The sequence below is a fragment of the Paenarthrobacter sp. R1 genome (assembly GCF_030264015.1).
Lineage (GTDB): Bacteria > Actinomycetota > Actinomycetes > Actinomycetales > Micrococcaceae > Arthrobacter > Arthrobacter ureafaciens.
The window spans coordinates 2,636,060-2,653,205 of the sequence record NZ_CP127115.1 but is presented as its reverse complement, the minus strand read 5'-3'; the positions used below and the strand labels follow the sequence as shown (position 1 = coordinate 2,653,205).

Sequence of the window (17,146 nt, the reverse complement as noted above, 5' to 3'; positions counted from 1 at the left end):
TATCAGTCCTTCAGTGGTAGTCAACGGCTTCAATGACGATGGCTATTCGCCCGCCATCCTGCGTCTGGAACCGAAGAATAAGCCGGTACTGCGTGTCTATTCGAATCGACCATGTTCCAGCACGGTCACCCTTCAGCTTCTCTAGGTGGAGGGACTTCAGTGCTCTCAGATCTTGATCAGTGACCGCCGCATGCAGCTGTTGAATCCGTCGCCTATAAGCCTTCGTAACGTTTGGGGCCCAACGTGTAGTGCGGTGGTCTGGCTCGTAAGCGAGTCTCCGGAGATCCTCGTCCTCGTAGTCCACCTGCATTCCGTAAGCCGTCCTTCACCCCTGATGTGAATAACACCCTACAGGAAGTGCTTAACTCGTAAACAACACTATACTCCACTTCTCGACACAGCACATCACCCTTGCGCCCTAAGAGTGATGCGACTAGGCTAATTTTTGTCGGATAGCCCGACACGTGAAAGGGCGGACCCGTAACAGCGGATCCGCCCAGCAACTCGAGGTCAGGACCGCAAGCTCCATGGTTAGTGGTAGTAGCGATTCTAACGGAGTCCACGGCAGCCAAGAATGGCGGCCCTCCCCCTCGGATGAGTGTTCTGAGGAGGACACCATGGCACGATCAGTTAGCCGCAGCGCCCGGACCGGACGGTTTGTCACGAAAGCTGCTGCCGCACGATCTCCGCGCACGACAACGACGGAGAGGGTAGGCAGCGGAACAGGGAATGGACGCAGCGTGAATCGCTCGGCCGCAACGGGCAGGTTCGTCACCGACGCAACTGTGCGACGGAACCCCAGCGGAACGATCACACAGCAGGTCTGACGCCCAGGGGCGGAATTCGGCATTCCGCCCCTGCTTGCCCCCGCGCTAAGTGGCTCGGGAAGTACGCACGCGAAACACCCGACAAAACTAGGAGTAAAGCCATGGCGGTAAGAATCACCCACGTACGCATTGAGGGATTCCCGGAAGATCACCAGCACATCACCAGCTACAAGTGGATAAACGAAGCGGACAACGGCACTGGGACCAGTAACAAGCCGACGATGGTCGAATGGATTGACGTGAAAAAGGGCCGGGCATATGTAGGGACCGGCTCCTCGAAGGTGGAAGTGGGTGTGGTCCGCCCCGAAAACGCGGCTCCATACCTACGTACCTATGCCGATCGCCAATGGAACAACAACCTGCTGGCCCTGCCCAGGTTCTAGATACCCCGCGAGCCACACTTGTGAGGTCGCTGCGTCATTGACGCAGCGACCTCACCTTCTTGCGCCATGGCATCTGGCAGGGTGCACCATCTGCGCCAGCCCCAGAGGTCGCCGGGCGTCCCAATCTCCCGATTGAGGATCCATACGAGATACCAGCGATACCAGACAAGCACATGAACCGTGTCCTCTAGCTATGTATGGGATGCGCCCGTTGCGCAACGGAAGCATGACTACCGTCAGTGAGACGCCGGAACCTCTAGGCAAACCGCGGCCGAAGGATAACCCTTCTCTCCCTGGCCGGGTGCTTCTCCTGCAACAAAAGTTCGGGGTGGTTCCTCGGTGGTGTAAAGGGTATTGAGTTGGCGATAGAGGGTACGGGCGATGTAGCGCTTGAGGGATCTGCGGATTTCGCGGTAGCTGCGACCCTCTTGGGTGCGTTTGGCAACGTAGTCCCTTGTTCCGGGGTCGTGGACCATCCTGGTCATGGTGATGGTGTGCAAGGCTCGGTTTAATCGTCTATCACCGCCCCTGTTGAGCCTGTGCCGGACGGTGTTACCGCTTGAGGCAGGCAAGGGATTCACCCCTGCCAGAGACGCGAAAGCGGCTTCGCTGCGTACCCTCCCTGGATGCGGCCAAGCTGTCAGGACGGTCGCGACCGTGACAGCGCCAGCCCCCACTATCTCCAACAACGGCGCAGCGGGGCTTTGCTGGATCAGCTCTGTCATGCGCTTCTGGTTCGCAGAGAGCTGAGTGGTCACCTCGAGAACGCGGCGCGCCAACCGGACTGCTTCCTCGCGCGCAATCGATAGTTCAATCGGTTCGTCCCGTTCCCGCCATCTACTGATCGAGGCGATCTGGGCGGAAACCAAAGGTTTACGAGCGTCGGTTCCAAGGTCATGTGCCCGGAGTAAGGCGATGAGTGCATTGACGTTCACTGTTCGGTCCCGGGTCAGCTGATCCCGGGCCGCGTTCAGGATCCTAAGCCCTGCACGGATTCCTTCATCCCTGCGCGGAGTCCGGAGCTGGGAGACCTCAAGGCCCAGGACTGCGGTTCCGATGGCGGCGGCGTCCAGCGGGTCGGATTTGCCGATCCCACGGCGAACTCGGGCGTTCATCCGTGGAGCTTCGGCGACATCGTAGCCGGCGTCGGTTACCGCTTTGGCCAAACGTGCCCCATAGGAGCCGATGCCCTCGACGGCCCATAAACACGCCATATCGCCATCTGTCCTTCGTCCTACCCAGGCAAGTGCGCGCGAGATCCCTCCCGGGGTGGTCGGGAACTGCTCGCATGCGACCTGGCGCTTGGTGTTGGCCTCGATGATGGCGTAAGTGTGTGTGCGGGCGTGACAGTCCACGCCAATAACGAACGGGCGGGTCTGCGTAACGAAAGTCAACGCGGCCACCCTCCTTCCTTTCGAACGGGCAAGACAGGCCGCTTCACGACCGGCATTGAACCTGGGAAGAGTCACCTCGAGGCAAAACTGTGATGAGCCACAACCAAAAAGGCTGGGCAAGCTTCTAATCAAGCCATCGACGTGGGACAGATCAACGCCGGCCGCTCCACCCGGCGCGGACAAATCGGGGGAAACGCACCCACCAGGGGCAATTGTTTTTTCGAGTCACACGCCAGGCAGAACGACCGGCACCAACACTGCCAGCTAGTCCCAGACCAACCATTGCAAGACTCACAGTTGTTTTTTGGCTGCTGGCGAAGCTTGCGGAGCTGTGGCCGACGGAGGCCTGTCTACCCGCAGGGCAAGGGGCGGGAAATTCCCGGAGGAAATAAGCGACGCAGGAGCGCCGGAGGGACATTTCCTGCGCCGCAGGCCCCGGAGCCTGCGGAGGGGCTAGACGGGGTGGAGCGGACACGTACAATCCGAAGGACAGCAGCCAAAAAACGGTAATACTGGAAAAGTCCTTGAGCCGGCGTGGCCCACCCAAAAACTGACGTGCCTGCCGGCACTGTCTTTCCGACGATCTGTCAGCCGGCTCAAGGTCCGTCAAAGGGTGTCGAGCCAGGCGGACATGACTTTATAGGAGCCTGATTCGACCAGTCCCATTACCGTTTTGTCTGCCCACCTGGCCCGCGCCCGATCAATCAGCATTCGACGCGACTGAGGGGCAATTTCCATCTTGGCAAACGAACCAATCAAAGTCATCGCGGGTATCGACACCCACGCCGACACACACCACGTAGCCGTCATAAACGAACACGGCAAACCCCTCGCGGACAAGGAATTCCTGGCCGTGGGATCCGGATACCGGAAAATCCTCGACTTCATCACCAGCCATGGAACGGTCACCGCCGTCGGGATCGAAGGAACCGGCTCCTACGGCGCCGAGCTCGCCCGGACCCTCCGGGCCGCCGGGCTGACGGTGCTGGAAGTGAACCGACCGAACCGGGCCGCGCGGCGGCTACGGGGCAAGTCCGATCCGCTGGATGCCTACCAGGCTGCAAAGTCGGTACTCGAGGGACGGGCGACGTCGGTCCCGAAAGCCAAGGACGGCCCCGTTGAATGCCTGCGGGTCCTGCGCGCTGGGCGCGCCTCCGCGCTCAAGGCACGTACCGCAGCCATCAACCAGATCAAGGGACTCCTCGTTTCAGCCCCGGACAGACTCCGGGCGAAGTACCGGGCAATGGCCACTTCCGCCCTGATCACTGCCCTGCAGCGCACGAGACCATCGGGACACATGGCTGACCCGGAGTACGTGACCCTTCTGACGCTGAAAGCCCTCGCCACGCGCTGCCAGTCCCTGGCCACAGAGATCGCTGAGGCGGATGCCGCACTCCAGGAAATCATCGAAGCCTACGCCCCGATGCTCTGCGACCTGCCAGGCGTCGGCACCGACGTGGCCAGCCAGCTGCTGGTCACCGTCGGAGACAACCCGGACCGGTTGGGAAACGAAGCCCAGTTCGCCTCCCTCGTCGGGGTCGCCCCCGTACCGGCATCGTCAGGCAAAACAACCCGCCACCGGCTCAGCCGAGGCGGGGACCGCAACGCCAATCACGCCCTCTATCAAGTGGTCCTGGTCCGGATGGCATCGTGCCAAAGGACGAAGGAGTACGTGGCCAAACGCACCGCGGAAGGCAAGAGCAAACGGGAAATCATGCGCTGCCTCAAACGCTACGCCGCCCGGGAAATCTACCGCCAGATCACCAACCCCCAGCCAGCACCGGACAACAGCGATCTCCGGCAGACGCGCACCACACTCGGTTGCACCATCACAACCGCAGCCCGCGAACTCGGCCAATGGCCCTCGAAAATTTCCCTCCTGGAACGAGGACTCCTCCGCAACGACACCCTTGCGACCACCTACCGGCAATGGCTAGGGGATCAATCCGCAGCGGCGGCCGTCTGAACAAAAGACGAACGGCCGTAGCCGAGCAGCTCGCCGAAAGAGCCTCAACACTGGTAAGTATGCTGATCATTTACTAGGGTTAAAGTGGCTTTAGACCGGCAAGACCGGAGGGGATGACCTATCTCAGCATCAGTAATTGACGCTACGCAACCCAGCAGGCGAATGCTGTGCGGGGTGCTGACCGTGTCGCTGTTGCTGGTCTTCTCATTCAGCCTGTGCGCGGCGCTTTGCCTGCTGATGAAGCACCCGAACGCCATGGGAATCAGTTCCCATCAGATGGTCACCGCCGAGGTCCATGAACTCACTGCTTCAGCAGCAACGGCCGTCACCGCAGCGTCTGACCTGCCGGAGTCTCAGCGCGCCTGCTGCAGCGATCAGCACGGGACCCAAATGATGGTCGCCCAAACCCTCCGGCTTCTGCCCGAGAAAGTGGCTGCGGCCTCCACACTGATCGAGACGGGGGAATACCGGCCGGATTACGTCCCGCCTGGTTGGTTTGACCCCGCTTTGGAACGACTCGATCACCTCAGACCGTCTTTGACGGTCCTATCGATCAGCAGGACATAAATCTCCGTACAGCGATGACCCGACCGTAACCGGATCAGCGGCTATTAGCCGGCTGAGGAAACCCGGGGCTGCACAGAGCAGACCCAATAAATCGCTTCACAGCAGTAGTAACGGACTGCTGTATTTAAAAACAGGGAGATAAGACAATGACGCATCACGTAACCCCCATGCTCGCAACCTACCCCAAGGACCTGGGCGGAGTGGATCAGGAAAAACTCGCCGAGTGCATCCAGGCATGCTTCGAATGCGCACAGACCTGCACGGCCTGCGCCGATGCCTGCCTGAGCGAGGACATGGTGGCCGAGCTGACCAAGTGCATTCGCACCAATATGGACTGCGCCGACATCTGCGCAACGACAGGCAACGTCCTGTCCCGGCACACCGGGTACGACGCCAACATCACCCGGGCAGTCCTCGAAGCATGCCGCACCGCCTGCAAGGCATGCGCAGATGAATGTGAACGCCACGCCCAAATGCATGAGCACTGCAAGATCTGCGCCGAAGCCTGCCGCCGCTGTGAAACAGCGTGCCACGAGCTCCTCTCCTCGCTGGGCTAGTCGCCCCGCCTACGCCTTGGCGCCCCTTCCCGCCCCCGGATTTGTGTAGGGAAGGGGCCACGCACATGAAGGAAACTCACATGAGTACCCCGCAAAACCAGCCAGACTCCCCTCGCGTTAGCGCCGCCGGGCACGAGCAGCAGCAACCCAGCCACCAGCACCGAGAATCAGAAACCCACAGCAGCGGCCCACGCGCCCGAGACGACAAAACCGGCCACCACTCATCCAGGATGTATCTCAAATTCGCCCTGATACTGCTGATCAGCCTGGCGTTGATGTGGGTCCTGTCGATGTCAATGATCCGCTCGATCGACCACTTCTACTTCAACCTGAGCAATTTTTGGATGGCGTTGCTGATGGTGTCCGCGATGGCCGTCGTCATGATCATCGGCATGTGGTCCATGTTCAAGAACAGAAAAGCCAACATCGCCATGCTGATCGGCTTCGCCGTACTCTTCGTCGCCGTGTTCGCACTGGGCCGCACAGAAACCTTCGTCGGCAACGAACAGTTCCTCAAATCCATGATCCCCCATCATTCCCGGGCATTACTCGTCTGCGAGGAATCGAATATCACCGACCCGGAAATCATCACCCTGTGCGACTCCATCGTGAAATCCCAACAGGAAGAAATCACCCAGATGAAGGCGATCCTCGAAAGGTACAAGTCAGACTGACGCCGACCACTACGCCAATTTTGACGACTATAGGAGCATCGTCGTAGACACAAAAGGGCCAGGGTGTCCGGAGCTCTGCGACGGCGCGCCCTGGACCCAACAGCCGGCCATGGAGCGAAGCGGAATGGACGCCCAAAAGGGGTGCGAGCCCTGCGAGCATGCTTGTTCCCTGAGGCTTGTCCGGCTGGGTTGGTACGGTAGGCATGTCCCGCCTGGTTTCTCCCAATCCCAGGCGGGACACTTGTGTCAGAAGGAGTGGTGGCAGTGGGACTGAGAAACTTTCTGGGCAGGCGCCGCACAACGGCGGACTCTTCCGACCTGCAGGCGGCGTGGGCTGAGCTGCGGCAGACTGTCGATGAGTCCAAGGTGACGTCGTTCCAGGCTTGCAGCCGCAACGGACGCTCTTGGGTCGAAGACCCGGAAGCGGTGCGGGCGATTGCTGAGACGATCGGGCGCATCATGAAGGACACGGCTGACGGTCCGAAGGACACCCCGGCCCGGTAGGGCGGGCCGCCGTGTGGCAGCCCGCCCCGGATCCGGCTAGCTGCCGTCTTCCTTGGGGACTTTGGAGGTGGCGCGGTACGCCCATGATCGAAGCGCCCAGTGCTGTGAGTGAGAGAACGAAGTTCACGATGGTCAGCGGTTCCATGAGGTTTCCTTATCGGTGAGTAGGACTTAGTCTGAGAAGGAGCCGGTGGCCGCAACCAAAGCGGTCACGACCACCGGGTTTCGTAGCTACACCTACTTCCTTGCTTTACGCTTACGCTTCCGAGTTGCACCTCGGGAGCGTTTGCTTGTTAAGCGCTCGTTCCGCATGGAGAGTAGAGCGATGACAGCTGTCATCAAGCTCACGACCGAAGTCGCGAGCTTGATCGCTTCGTCGATGCTCATGTAGCCACCTCCTTCCTGCCCCGCCGTGCGAGGCCCCCACTGGTCCAGCCGGTCGAGGGTGGCCCCCGGACGGCTACGATCAGTGGCCTTGCACGGAGAACAACCCAGCCACATGTAAGGCAAAAAGAGGCTTTTGCAGTCGTCCGCGGAGCGGACGCCCGTTGTGGTCCTTGGTGCTGACGTCGAACTGCCACCGCATCTCAAGCAGGTAACCCTGCCCGTCGCGTGGACGGGTTGTGCCCACTGGGGGCAAGGTGGAGCCCTCCGCACAGCTCAAAGCTGTCCCCGATTGGTGTGCAAGCCGTCCACGCCGCCCTTGGGCAGTACTGGCGGACCTCCATGTAGCATTCCAACGAATGGATCGGATTTCACGGTTGCGCAGAGGCTGGTTTGTGGAAGACTCTGAGCGTCCGGCGTCACGAGTCAGCGGACCACATGCGGTACGGGAGCATATGTTGAGCCGATCGCATCGAGGACGTGCTCGGCGTCGTTTCCTACGCCGCGCAACGTTGCGGACGCGAACGTTCGTTGGTGTTCCATCCCGACGTAACCAAGGCCCGGGATGGTGGTGGACACGCCACGGGAATGATGTGGGAACCCCGCCGGGTCCACTGCCTCTGCTGGCAGGAAGGGCGTATCGGGCACGAATCCTGTGGCGAGGACGATGGTGTCTACGTGCTCGTGCGACCCGTCAGCCCAGATGACACCGTCGTTAGTGATATGCGTGAACATGTGCCTGCGATCGGGCCTACCGGCGCGTACCGCTGCCCGGTACCTGCCGTCGTCAACGACGGGCGTTCCGCGTTGTGTCAGGAGCAGCCCGGCCCGGGAGCGGTCGAGGCCGGAGCGATCCAGCCACCAGTGGAAGTCTTGTCCCAGGATCCGCTGGGCCTGCCACCGCAGTGAGCGCCGGGTTGCGAGGCTGACTGTAGCTGTTGCAGCCAGCTCGACGGCGATCTGAACGGCCGAGTTCCCACCGCCGACCACGATGACCCGGTCACCGGCGACGTCGTCCGGTCGAAGGTAGTCGGCGCTATGGAGGATTTGTCCGGTGAGTTCGTGCAGTCCGGGCAGGGTGGGGATAAAAGGTTTCCCGAAGCCTCCGGTGGCGACGATGATCTTCTCAGTCATGAACGTCGCTCCGTTGGCCGTCTCCACCGCAAAGCCTTCATCGTTTGTGGCGAGGGTCTGGACGCGTTCGTTGTGTCGGATCTCGGCGTCGAGGTCTCGGGCGTAGGTAGCCAGATAGGCGGCCGCTTCGTCGCGCGAGGGGTAACGGTCGGGGTCACCGGGGAAGGGCGTGCCTGGCAGGGCCGAGTACCTGGCCGGGGAGAAAAGTTTCAGGCTCTCGTAGTAGTTCGGCCAGGAGCCGCCAGGCCCTGTGGAGGCGTCCAGGATGAGAGGGTGCAGACCCATGGCCAGCGCATGGTGTGCGGTGGCCAATCCGGCTTGTCCGCCGCCGATGATGATCAACTCTGCCGTGTTCATGCCCTGAACATATCGTCATATCGCGATATTAAGAAATGACACGGTAGGCTGGATTCATGACCGAGTCGACAGCACTCAACGATGGCACCCAGCGCTTCCTGAAAGCCTTGGCCAGCGAGACCCGCCAGCAGATCATGCTCGTGTTTGCTGGCGGGGAATCACTGACGGTTGGCGAGGTCGCGACCCGGTGTGGCTTGGGACAGTCGACGGCGTCCGAGCAGCTAAGTCTTCTGCGTCAGGGCGGGCTGCTGACGGCGGTCAGACAGGGCAAGAGTGTTTACTACCGGGCAGATACTGAGGCCATCCGGGCGACTCTGGAGGATCTGCAGGGCTATCTGGGGAGATGCTGCTGATCCAGCCCTCGGGTCAGCGGACCACGGAGGACCTGCGTTCGAGGAGAATGGTGTCGCGCCAGTGCCCCGCGGCGGGCCCATGGTCCATGCGGGCGATCCGGGTCCTGCGTCCGATGACCGTGAAGCCAGCGGTTTCGTGGATGCTGAGGCTGGAATGGTTTTCCGGGAAAACGCTGGACTGGATCGTCCAGATTCCTGAATTTTCGGTGGACTCGATGAGCGCCTGCAGGAGTGCTTTGCCCAGACCGAGCCCGCGGGCTTCGGCAGCAACATAAACGGAGTGTTCGACCACCCCGGCGTAGGCAGGCCGGGAAGACACCGCGGAAACGGCCGCCCATCCCAGAACGCCATGCTCGGGCGTTGCGGCAACCAGACGGTGACCTGGCAGCCTGGTTTGATTGAACGTCTCCCAGTCGGGCGCCCTTGTCTCAAAGGTCGCATGCCCGGTGTCGATGCCTTCCTGGAAGATACGCTGCACGGCGGGCCAGTCGGCCGCCTGCATGGGTCGGATATCGAACGCGGTGGTCACAGGGCGGCCAGAATCCCGGCGACCTCATCCAGAGCGCCCGGAATGAGTGAGTAGTAGGCCCAGGTTCCGCGCTTCTCGCGGCGCAGCAGCCCTGCTTCTACGAGGATCTTCAGGTGGTGGGAGACCGTTGGCTGGCCCAGGTCCAGGGGTTCGGTGAGGTCACAGACGCAGGACTCCCCCGATTCCCCGGCTTTGACGATGGAGAGCAGGCGGAGCCGGTTCGGATCGGCCAAAGCTTTGAAGATGAGGGCCTTCTGCTGCGCTTCCTCGGCGCCCAGCGCCGGCTTCTCGGCCGGCACGCAGCAGGAAGCCTCAACTTCGGGCTCAAGAGTTTGCAGAGAATTCATGTCTCCCATTATGCACGCAAATTGACAACCATCGATATAGCTGGGAATACTTCATATCGATCCTCATCAATTTACCGCCGAGATTCACAGGAGACCCGTGAGCACCCGGACCGATACACCCCTGCCCCGGCAGGACGCCGCCATCGTTGGCAAACTTTCCACCCTTGACCGGTTTCTGCCGGTGTGGATCATCGCCGCCATGGCCTTGGGCCTGCTTCTGGGCAGCCTGATCCCTGGGCTGAACACCGCCTTGGAGGCGGTGAAGATCGGCGAGGTGTCGCTGCCGATCGCCATCGGACTACTCGTGATGATGTACCCGGTCCTGGCGAAAGTCCGCTACGACCAGGCGCACCGGGTTCTGGCTGACCGGAAGCTGATGATCACGTCGCTGGTGATCAACTGGGTTCTGGCGCCGGCGTTCATGTTCGCTCTCGCATGGATCTTCATCCCGGACCTGCCCGAATACCGGACCGGTTTGATCATCGTGGGCCTGGCCCGTTGCATTGCCATGGTGATGATCTGGAACGATCTGGCCTGCGGGGATCGCGAATCCGCCGCTGTTCTGGTGTTCATCAACTCCGTGTTCCAGGTTGTCGCATTCGGCGCTCTGGGTTGGTTCTACCTTCAGTGGCTGCCATCCCTCCTCGGCCTGCCTACCACCAGCGCGGACTTCTCCTTCTGGGCCATCACGCTCTCGGTCCTGATCTTCCTGGGCATCCCCCTGCTGGCCGGCTTCCTCACCCGCACCGTTGGCGAGAAAGCCAAGGGCCGGGACTGGTACGAGAACAAACTCCTGCCAAAACTTGGACCCTGGGCTCTCTACGGCCTCCTGTTCACCATCACCCTCCTGTTCGCCCTGCAGGGCGGGACCATCACCTCCCGACCACTGGACGTGGTCCGCATCGCGGTGCCACTGCTGGTCTACTTCCTCGTGGTCTTCGGCGTTGGCATGGTCCTTGGAAAGCTCCTCAACCTTGGGTATGCCAAGACGACGACACTGGCGTTCACCGCAGCCGGCAACAACTTCGAGCTTGCCATCGCTGTTGCCATCGGCACCTTCGGCGTCACGTCCGGACAGGCCCTCGCCGGCGTCGTGGGCCCTCTGATCGAAGTCCCGGTCCTCGTCGCGCTGGTATACGCCGCACTCTGGGCCCGCAAGCGCTTCTTCACCAACGACGTCACCGAAAATGCTTAGCCGGCACAAGGGACAATCAGGTTGACTAGGTGATTTAGTTCAGTCAAGATTGACTCAATGAGTATTGAGCAAGAAGAGACGTTTCAGGCCAGGGTCGCCAGGTACGCCGCCCTCGCCGACCCCGCACGGCTGCGCATCGTGGACCTGCTGACTTTGGGCGACTTGTCCCCGAAGGAGCTGCAGTCGGAATTGGGGATTCCTTCCAACTTGCTGTCGCACCACCTGCGGACCCTGGAAGGGGCCGGGCTGGCGGTGCGGCAGCGCTCCGAAGCTGACAAGCGGCGCAGCTACTTCCGGCTGGCACCCGCAGCCCTGGAAGGACTGGTCCCTGGTCGGAAATACGATGCGCGGCGAATCCTGTTTGTCTGCACCCGCAACAGCGCAAGGTCCCAACTGGCGGCCGCGCTGTGGCGCAACGTCAGCGACATTCCCTCAGCATCGGCGGGCACGCACCCCGCGGAGCACGTGGCAAAGGGTGCCATTGAGGTAGCGCGCCGCAATGGCCTCGATCTCGCCGGAGCCCTGCCCCGCCAGATCAACCAAATGGCCCTCGATGAAGTCCTTGTGGTCACCGTCTGCGACAACGCCCACGAGGAACTCCCGGACCTGCGCGGCATCCACTGGTCGGTGCCGGATCCGCTGCGACTGGACAGTGAAGATGCCTTCGAGAACGCCTTTGCGGACATTTCGCGCCGAGTGCTCGACCTGGCCCCCCGCCTGCAGGCAGCCTAGCTACAGCAAATATTGACAACCATCAATCTAGACGCCGATACTCGATACATCGATGAAGATCAATGTTATTCATCGCGGTATTGGTTCGGTACGACCATCCAGACCAAGCAACTGATCCCAGGAGAAACCCGTGAGCACCGAAACCATCAAGAAGCCTTCCGTTCTGTTCGTCTGTGTCCACAACGCCGGCCGTTCCCAGATGGCCGCAGCGTTCCTGACCACCCTGTCCGACGGGGCCATCGAGGTCCGTTCCGCCGGCTCGCAGCCCGCGGACAAGGTCAACCCCGCCGCCGTTGAGGCCATGGCCGAGCTCGGCATCGACATGTCCGCCGAGATCCCAAAGGTCCTGACCACCGAGGCCGTCAAGGAATCCGACGTCGTGATCACCATGGGCTGCGGCGATGAATGCCCGTACTTCCCCGGCAAGCGTTACGAGGACTGGGTTCTTGAAGACCCCGCCGGTCAGGGCGTGGACGCTGTCCGTCCGATCCGCGATGAGATCAAGACCCGCATCGAGGCCCTGATCGCCTCGCTGGTCCCGGCCGCCAAGTAACCCATCTTTTTTCGAGCACCAGGAGAGACTTCCGTGAGCACCGACGCCAGTACCGACGTCCAGACAGAACAGCTGATCATCATCGGCTCCGGCCCCGCCGGTTACACGGCTGCGATTTATGCCGCACGGGCCGGGTTGAACCCGTTGGTCCTGGCCGGTTCGGTCACCGCCGGGGGTGCGTTGATGAACACCACCGAGGTGGAGAACTTCCCCGGCTTCCCGGGCGGCGTTCAGGGCCCGGAGCTGATGGATGGTCTCCAGGAACAGGCCGAGAAGTTCGGCGCCCGGATCGTGTTCGACGACGTCACCGAGGTCGATCTGACCGGTCACCTCAAGCGCGTCGTCACCGGCGCCGGCGAGACTCACGAGGCACCGGCGGTTATCCTCGCCACCGGCTCGGCCTACAAGGAGCTGGGCCTGCCGGAAGAGAAGAAGCTCAGCGGCCACGGCGTGTCCTGGTGTGCCACCTGCGACGGGTTCTTCTTCCGCGAGCAGGACATCATCGTCGTCGGCGGCGGCGACTCCGCCATGGAGGAAGCGACCTTCCTGACCCGCTTCGCCAAGACCGTCACCGTCGTCGTCCGCAAAGACGAACTCCGCGCTTCCCGGATCATGGCCCAGCGCGCCAAGGACAACCCGAAGATCACTTTCGCGTGGAATTCCGCCATTACCAAGATCCACGGCGATACCAAGGTCACCGGTGTGACCCTGACGGACACCCGCACCGGCGAAACCCGCGAACAGGACGCCACCGGCATCTTTGTCGCCATCGGACATGTGCCCCGCACCGAACTGGTCACCGGACAGGTCGATCTGGACGCTGAGGGCTACATCAAGGTCGACTCACCCACCACCGTCACCAACCTGTCGGGTGTCTTCGCCTGCGGTGACGCGGTGGATCACCGCTACCGGCAGGCCATTACCGCCGCGGGCACCGGCTGCGCCGCCGCGTTGGACGCCGAACGGTTCCTGGCAGCGTTGGAGGATGCCGACAGCATCGCCACGGCATTGGTTGAAGAACCAACCCACGCCTAATCACTCAGTAACGGGGAGGGGGTGATCTGGATGGACACCGGATGCTGCACCGACACGGGCTGCTGCGACGAGGACGATCTGGACTGCTGCTGAACAGCACCACCCCCGGCCTGCCGGACCCATAAGGACCGGCAGGCACCCCCGAAACCAACCGCACCAAGGGAAAAGAACAGAGGACAGCATGGATTCAGTGAAGAACCTTCCCGTCGCCGTGATCGGCGCAGGACCCATCGGTTTGGCCACCGCGGCACATTTGCTTGAGCGCGGCATCGAACCGGTCATCTTCGAGGCCGGCCCCACCGCCGGTGCCGCCATTGAACAATGGCGCCACATCCGGCTGTTCTCTCCGTGGCGGTTCAACCTCGACGACGCCGCCGTGCGCCTGCTCGAACCCACCGGCTGGGAGTCCCCCCGCCCCACGGCACTGCCCTACGGCGGCGAACTCATCGACCACTACCTCACCCCGCTGGCCGCCACCGCCCAGATCGCCTCCCGGCTCCAGACCAGCGCCCGTGTCATCGCCGTCACCCGGCAAGGCATGGACAAAACCCACGTCCGGGACCGCGACACCACCCCGTTCGTCGTCCGCGTCGAGCACGACGGCGGCGAAGTCCGCGACCACACCGTCGCCGCCGTCATCGACGCCTCCGGGACCTGGTCCACCCGCAACCCGCTCGGCACCTCCGGCCTGCCCGCCATCGGCGAAACCACCGCAACGGACCGGATCTCCTCACCCCTGCCCGACGTCGCTGGCCGGGACCGAGCCGCGTTCGCTGGCCGCCGCGTCCTCGTCGTCGGCGCCGGCCACTCGGCAGCGAACACCCTGATCAACCTCGCCGACTTGACCAAGGACGAACCCGACACCACGATCCTCTGGGCCGTCCGTGGCGGGTCCGCGGAAAAGGTCTACGGCGGCGGCGACGCCGACGGGCTGCCAGCACGCGGCCAGCTCGGCTCCCGGCTCCGCCGCCTCGTCGAAGCCGGAACCATCGAACTGCACACCGGCTTCGGCATCGCAGCCCTGAAAACCCTCGACACGCACGTCACGGTCGAAGCCGTGGACGGGCGCACCGTCGATGCCGACGTCATCGTGCCCTGCACCGGGTTCCGTCCCGACCTGGACATCCTGCGCGAACTGCGCCTGAACCTGGACCCGGCCGTGGAAGCACCCACCGAGCTCGGCCCGCTGATCGACCCCGAATTCCACTCCTGCGGCACCGTCCCAGCGCACGGCGCCAAGGTTCTGGCCCACCCCGAGAAGGACTTCTACATCGTCGGAATGAAGTCCTACGGACGCGCCCCGACCTTCCTGCTGGCCACCGGCTACGAACAGGTCCGCTCCGTGGCCGCAGCCCTCGCCGGCGACCACGCAGCAGCAGACACCGTCCACCTCGAACTGCCCGAAACCGGAGTCTGCTCCGCCGACGCCGGCACCAGCTGTGACGTCCCCGCCGCAACCACCACCCCTGAGACTGCACAGGAACCTGAGTCCCAGGGCGGTTGCTGCGGAGCTCCGGAACCAGCGTTCGTCGGCTTCCCGACCGGGCTCGCCCACGGCCGCTCGGGCACGGACCTTTAAGCAAGCCCACCCATAAAGGAGTTGGAGTTTCTGCCATGACCGTACATCGCGACCTCTCGTCAGGCCTGCAGGACAACACGGAGCTTCTGCATCGGATCAGTGACCGCCTGGCCAGCCGATTCGCTGGGATCTTTGCAGCCGAAACCGTCGAACGCTACGTCTTCGAGTCCTACACGGCTCTCGCCCGAACGGCCAGAATCACGACCTATCTGCCCGCTACCACCGAGCATTTCGCCAACGAACGGCTGGATGCTTTGGCCCGCTCCAAGGCAGCAGCCCGCTCCGAGGTACCGGAAGTTTTGTTCGTCTGTGTGCAGAACGCCGGTCGGTCCCAGATGGCCGCCGCGCTGCTGAACGTCGAAGCCAAAGGCAGGATCCGGGTCCGCTCGGCCGGGTCCCTCCCGGCCTCCGAACTGGACCAGACCGTCGTCACTGTGATGAGCGAGATGGGCTTGGACTTGGGCAAGGAATACCCAAAGCCCCTCACCGATGACGTGGTGCGTGCCTCCGACGCCGTCATCACCATGGGCTGCGGTGACTCCTGTCCGATCTATCCCGGCAAACGCTACGAAGACTGGGAACTGACCGACCCCGCAGGCCAGTCCCTGGAGACCGTCCGGGACATCCGCGATGAGATTCACGACCGCGTCAAAGTACTGGTGGACTCACTGCTCCGCACCGAAGAAAAGGAAGAAACTCGCGCATGACCGAAGGCAACAAGACTCCGGGCGTTCTGTTCGTCTGCAGCAAGAACGGCGGCAAGTCCCAACTCGCGGCCGGTCTCATGCGGAGCCTCGCGGGGAATGGTGTACGGGTGTATTCGGCGGGCACGAAACCCGGTCCCGCACTGAACCCGGAGTCTGTGGAGTCGTTGGTCGAGCTCGGTATCGACATCACCGGGGAATATCCTAAACCGGTCACCGACGAGGTACTGGACGCTGTGGATGCCGTGATCGTGTTGGGAACCGAAGCCAAGCTTGATGCACCAGCCGGGAAAAGGTTTGAGATCTGGGAGACCGACGAACCTTCGACTCGCGGTATCAGGGGCATGGAGCGGATGCGCCTGGTCAGGGACGACATCAAGGCACGAGTCCAGGCACTGCACGACGAGCTCGTCGGACAGACCCGCCCCTGAGGGCGGGCGCAGAGCGGTTCCCCGATGGATGAGTTGTGGTCCGCCTTGCAGGACAGTACCGACGAGCCGGCGCCCGGGCCTCTGGTCCTGGGTGTTCCGTGGAATTGCCCGGCGTCCTTGGCTATGACCGCGGCCCGCTTGGCGGCAGCCCTTGACCTGCATCTGATCTGCGCGTATGTGGATCCGTCCAGTTATCTTGTGGAGTGGAGTCCGGCATCCGGGCTCCTGGCCGAATCGTTGGACCCTGCTGTCAACGAAGAGGCCGCATACCCGGCCTCGATGGTCCTTGAGCGGCTGGAGTCAATCCTTGGCCCCGCAGGCACGGAATGGTCATTCCGGGTGTTGAACGGATCCGTCAGTGCCGCGTTGACCCGGCTGGCACAAAGCACCGGCGCGTCGATGCTTGTGGTAGGCGGGCAGCGACCAGGTCTGCTGCCCCGGCTGGGCAGGATCCTGGAAGGATCGGTGGCAGAGGACCTGGGCCGGGTCCAGTCCCGGCCCGTGGTTGTTGTCCCTGCCCGGCGGTCGGGCTAGCGGGCAGGGACTGGAGCTGTCGGGCTGGTTAGCCGCAGAGAGCCGGACCTAGCCGGTATCCGACGCCCCGGATGGTCCGGATCATGCGTCCGTGCTGCGGGTCATCGCCGAGCTTGACCCGCACACGTTTGACGTGGACCGCGACGGTGTTGGTCGCGGCCGGTTTGCCCCACACTGCGTCGCTGATTTCCTCGGGGCTGGCCACACGCCCGCCCTGGCGGATGAGGTATGCCAGCAGTTGCAGTTCGCGGTGGCTGAAGATGATTTCCTTACCGTTGAGTCGGGCTTCGTGCCGTTCAAGGTCAAGGCTGATCGGCCCGGCGACAAGGACGGGCTGCTCTTCCTCGGCCGCAGTTAAACGTCCGGTCTGCTCTGACACAGTAGTCATGCTCCGCTCACTGTTCCAA

At 62.6% G+C, this 17,146-nt stretch carries 20 protein-coding genes and 1 pseudogene; 15 read left to right on the top strand and 6 right to left on the bottom strand.

Features of this window, described 5'->3' with window-relative positions:
* Window positions 1–10 precede the first annotated feature (10 nt).
* Window positions 11–310: a type II toxin-antitoxin system RelE/ParE family toxin gene (locus QN084_RS12930; protein ID WP_069695274.1), complete on the bottom strand. Its 300-nt coding sequence runs from the start codon at window positions 308–310 to the stop codon at window positions 11–13.
* A gap of 618 nt (window positions 311–928) precedes the next feature.
* On the opposite strand from QN084_RS12930, the gene QN084_RS12925 reads away from it, so the two are divergent.
* On the top strand, window positions 929–1,210 hold the full coding sequence (locus QN084_RS12925) for a DUF3892 domain-containing protein (RefSeq protein WP_069695275.1): 282 nt from the start codon (window positions 929–931) through the stop codon (window positions 1,208–1,210).
* Window positions 1,211–1,560: 350 nt separating this feature from the next.
* Here the strand turns inward: QN084_RS12925 and QN084_RS12920 are convergent.
* A pseudogene (locus QN084_RS12920) lies at window positions 1,561–2,604 on the bottom strand (IS110 family RNA-guided transposase); the annotation flags it as partial.
* A gap of 739 nt (window positions 2,605–3,343) precedes the next feature.
* Between QN084_RS12920 and QN084_RS12915 the strand changes: the two are divergent.
* From QN084_RS12915 to QN084_RS12895, 5 genes are all read left to right on the top strand, one after another.
* Window positions 3,344–4,570: an IS110 family RNA-guided transposase gene (locus QN084_RS12915; protein ID WP_069695276.1), complete on the top strand. Its 1,227-nt coding sequence runs from the start codon at window positions 3,344–3,346 to the stop codon at window positions 4,568–4,570.
* Between the two features lie 174 nt (window positions 4,571–4,744).
* The gene (locus tag QN084_RS12910; protein WP_139126785.1) at window positions 4,745–5,137 is read left to right on the top strand and encodes a hypothetical protein; all 393 of its coding nucleotides are present in this window, start codon (window positions 4,745–4,747) and stop codon (window positions 5,135–5,137) included.
* A 146-nt stretch (window positions 5,138–5,283) separates the two neighbouring features.
* Complete coding sequence (locus tag QN084_RS12905; RefSeq protein ID WP_069695278.1) at window positions 5,284–5,694, top strand: four-helix bundle copper-binding protein; 411 nt, start codon at window positions 5,284–5,286, stop codon at window positions 5,692–5,694.
* Between the two features lie 80 nt (window positions 5,695–5,774).
* The gene (locus QN084_RS12900; RefSeq protein ID WP_228145621.1) at window positions 5,775–6,368 is read left to right on the top strand and encodes a DUF305 domain-containing protein; all 594 of its coding nucleotides are present in this window, start codon (window positions 5,775–5,777) and stop codon (window positions 6,366–6,368) included.
* Window positions 6,369–6,632: 264 nt separating this feature from the next.
* Window positions 6,633–6,872, top strand: a complete 240-nt coding sequence (locus QN084_RS12895) for a hypothetical protein (RefSeq protein ID WP_285750082.1) — start codon at window positions 6,633–6,635, stop codon at window positions 6,870–6,872.
* Window positions 6,873–7,682: 810 nt separating this feature from the next.
* On the opposite strand, the gene QN084_RS12890 is transcribed toward QN084_RS12895, so the two are convergent.
* A complete protein-coding gene (locus tag QN084_RS12890; protein WP_069695280.1) occupies window positions 7,683–8,747 on the bottom strand; it encodes a flavin-containing monooxygenase in 1,065 nt (354 codons plus the stop codon).
* 56 nt (window positions 8,748–8,803) lie between these two features.
* Here QN084_RS12890 and QN084_RS12885 point away from each other — a divergent pair, with 56 nt between their 5' ends.
* A complete protein-coding gene (locus tag QN084_RS12885; RefSeq protein WP_069695281.1) occupies window positions 8,804–9,100 on the top strand; it encodes an ArsR/SmtB family transcription factor in 297 nt (98 codons plus the stop codon).
* 13 nt (window positions 9,101–9,113) lie between these two features.
* Here the strand turns inward: QN084_RS12885 and QN084_RS12880 are convergent, their stop codons facing one another.
* Both QN084_RS12880 and QN084_RS12875 read right to left on the bottom strand, forming a co-directional pair.
* Window positions 9,114–9,602 carry a GNAT family N-acetyltransferase gene (locus tag QN084_RS12880; RefSeq protein WP_069695304.1) on the bottom strand — a complete coding sequence of 163 codons (489 nt, stop codon included), beginning with the start codon at window positions 9,600–9,602 and terminating at the stop codon, window positions 9,114–9,116.
* Between the two features lie 23 nt (window positions 9,603–9,625).
* Window positions 9,626–9,976 carry an ArsR/SmtB family transcription factor gene (locus QN084_RS12875; RefSeq protein ID WP_069695282.1) on the bottom strand — a complete coding sequence of 117 codons (351 nt, stop codon included), beginning with the start codon at window positions 9,974–9,976 and terminating at the stop codon, window positions 9,626–9,628.
* 97 nt (window positions 9,977–10,073) lie between these two features.
* Between QN084_RS12875 and arsB the strand changes: the two genes are divergently transcribed.
* The 8 genes from arsB (at window position 10,074) to QN084_RS12835 (ending at window position 16,739) form a co-directional block, all read left to right on the top strand.
* Complete coding sequence (gene arsB / locus QN084_RS12870) at window positions 10,074–11,171, top strand: ACR3 family arsenite efflux transporter (RefSeq protein ID WP_069695283.1); 1,098 nt, start codon at window positions 10,074–10,076, stop codon at window positions 11,169–11,171.
* 57 nt (window positions 11,172–11,228) lie between these two features.
* Entirely contained in the window at window positions 11,229–11,903 is a 675-nt protein-coding gene (locus QN084_RS12865) for an arsenate reductase/protein-tyrosine-phosphatase family protein (protein WP_069695284.1), read from the top strand.
* Window positions 11,904–12,033: 130 nt separating this feature from the next.
* On the top strand, window positions 12,034–12,456 hold the full coding sequence (locus QN084_RS12860; protein WP_069695285.1) for an arsenate reductase ArsC: 423 nt from the start codon (window positions 12,034–12,036) through the stop codon (window positions 12,454–12,456).
* 33 nt (window positions 12,457–12,489) lie between these two features.
* Window positions 12,490–13,491: a thioredoxin-disulfide reductase gene (gene trxB / locus QN084_RS12855; RefSeq protein ID WP_069695286.1), complete on the top strand. Its 1,002-nt coding sequence runs from the start codon at window positions 12,490–12,492 to the stop codon at window positions 13,489–13,491.
* 181 nt (window positions 13,492–13,672) lie between these two features.
* On the top strand, window positions 13,673–15,070 hold the full coding sequence (locus QN084_RS12850) for an FAD-dependent oxidoreductase (RefSeq protein ID WP_069695287.1): 1,398 nt from the start codon (window positions 13,673–13,675) through the stop codon (window positions 15,068–15,070).
* Between the two features lie 35 nt (window positions 15,071–15,105).
* On the top strand, window positions 15,106–15,777 hold the full coding sequence (locus tag QN084_RS12845; protein WP_069695288.1) for an arsenate reductase ArsC: 672 nt from the start codon (window positions 15,106–15,108) through the stop codon (window positions 15,775–15,777).
* Window positions 15,774–16,205 (top strand): arsenate-mycothiol transferase ArsC, encoded by a 432-nt coding sequence (locus QN084_RS12840; protein ID WP_069695289.1) that lies wholly within the window; start codon window positions 15,774–15,776, stop codon window positions 16,203–16,205. Before QN084_RS12845 ends, QN084_RS12840 begins: the two co-directional genes overlap by 4 nt.
* Before the next feature lie 24 nt (window positions 16,206–16,229).
* Window positions 16,230–16,739 carry a universal stress protein gene (locus tag QN084_RS12835; RefSeq protein WP_069695290.1) on the top strand — a complete coding sequence of 170 codons (510 nt, stop codon included), beginning with the start codon at window positions 16,230–16,232 and terminating at the stop codon, window positions 16,737–16,739.
* 28 nt (window positions 16,740–16,767) lie between these two features.
* Here the strand turns inward: QN084_RS12835 and QN084_RS12830 are convergent, their stop codons facing one another.
* A complete protein-coding gene (locus QN084_RS12830; protein WP_069695291.1) occupies window positions 16,768–17,127 on the bottom strand; it encodes a winged helix-turn-helix domain-containing protein in 360 nt (119 codons plus the stop codon).
* Window positions 17,128–17,146 lie beyond the last annotated feature (19 nt).

What these genes read in the sequence shown, in the direction of transcription:
- QN084_RS12930 (WP_069695274.1), bottom strand. Translation starts at nt 310, where the DNA reads ATGCAGGTGGACTACGAGGACGAGGATCTCCGGAGACTCGCTTACGAG.
- QN084_RS12925 (WP_069695275.1), top strand. Translation starts at nt 929, where the DNA reads ATGGCGGTAAGAATCACCCACGTACGCATTGAGGGATTCCCGGAAGAT.
- QN084_RS12905 (WP_069695278.1), top strand. Translation starts at nt 5,284, where the DNA reads ATGACGCATCACGTAACCCCCATGCTCGCAACCTACCCCAAGGACCTG.
- QN084_RS12900 (WP_228145621.1), top strand. Translation starts at nt 5,775, where the DNA reads ATGAGTACCCCGCAAAACCAGCCAGACTCCCCTCGCGTTAGCGCCGCC.
- QN084_RS12890 (WP_069695280.1), bottom strand. Translation starts at nt 8,747, where the DNA reads ATGAACACGGCAGAGTTGATCATCATCGGCGGCGGACAAGCCGGATTG.
- QN084_RS12885 (WP_069695281.1), top strand. Translation starts at nt 8,804, where the DNA reads ATGACCGAGTCGACAGCACTCAACGATGGCACCCAGCGCTTCCTGAAA.
- QN084_RS12880 (WP_069695304.1), bottom strand. Translation starts at nt 9,602, where the DNA reads ATGCAGGCGGCCGACTGGCCCGCCGTGCAGCGTATCTTCCAGGAAGGC.
- QN084_RS12875 (WP_069695282.1), bottom strand. Translation starts at nt 9,976, where the DNA reads ATGAATTCTCTGCAAACTCTTGAGCCCGAAGTTGAGGCTTCCTGCTGC.
- QN084_RS12865 (WP_069695284.1), top strand. Translation starts at nt 11,229, where the DNA reads ATGAGTATTGAGCAAGAAGAGACGTTTCAGGCCAGGGTCGCCAGGTAC.
- QN084_RS12850 (WP_069695287.1), top strand. Translation starts at nt 13,673, where the DNA reads ATGGATTCAGTGAAGAACCTTCCCGTCGCCGTGATCGGCGCAGGACCC.
- QN084_RS12845 (WP_069695288.1), top strand. Translation starts at nt 15,106, where the DNA reads ATGACCGTACATCGCGACCTCTCGTCAGGCCTGCAGGACAACACGGAG.
- QN084_RS12840 (WP_069695289.1), top strand. Translation starts at nt 15,774, where the DNA reads ATGACCGAAGGCAACAAGACTCCGGGCGTTCTGTTCGTCTGCAGCAAG.
- QN084_RS12835 (WP_069695290.1), top strand. Translation starts at nt 16,230, where the DNA reads ATGGATGAGTTGTGGTCCGCCTTGCAGGACAGTACCGACGAGCCGGCG.
- QN084_RS12830 (WP_069695291.1), bottom strand. Translation starts at nt 17,127, where the DNA reads ATGACTACTGTGTCAGAGCAGACCGGACGTTTAACTGCGGCCGAGGAA.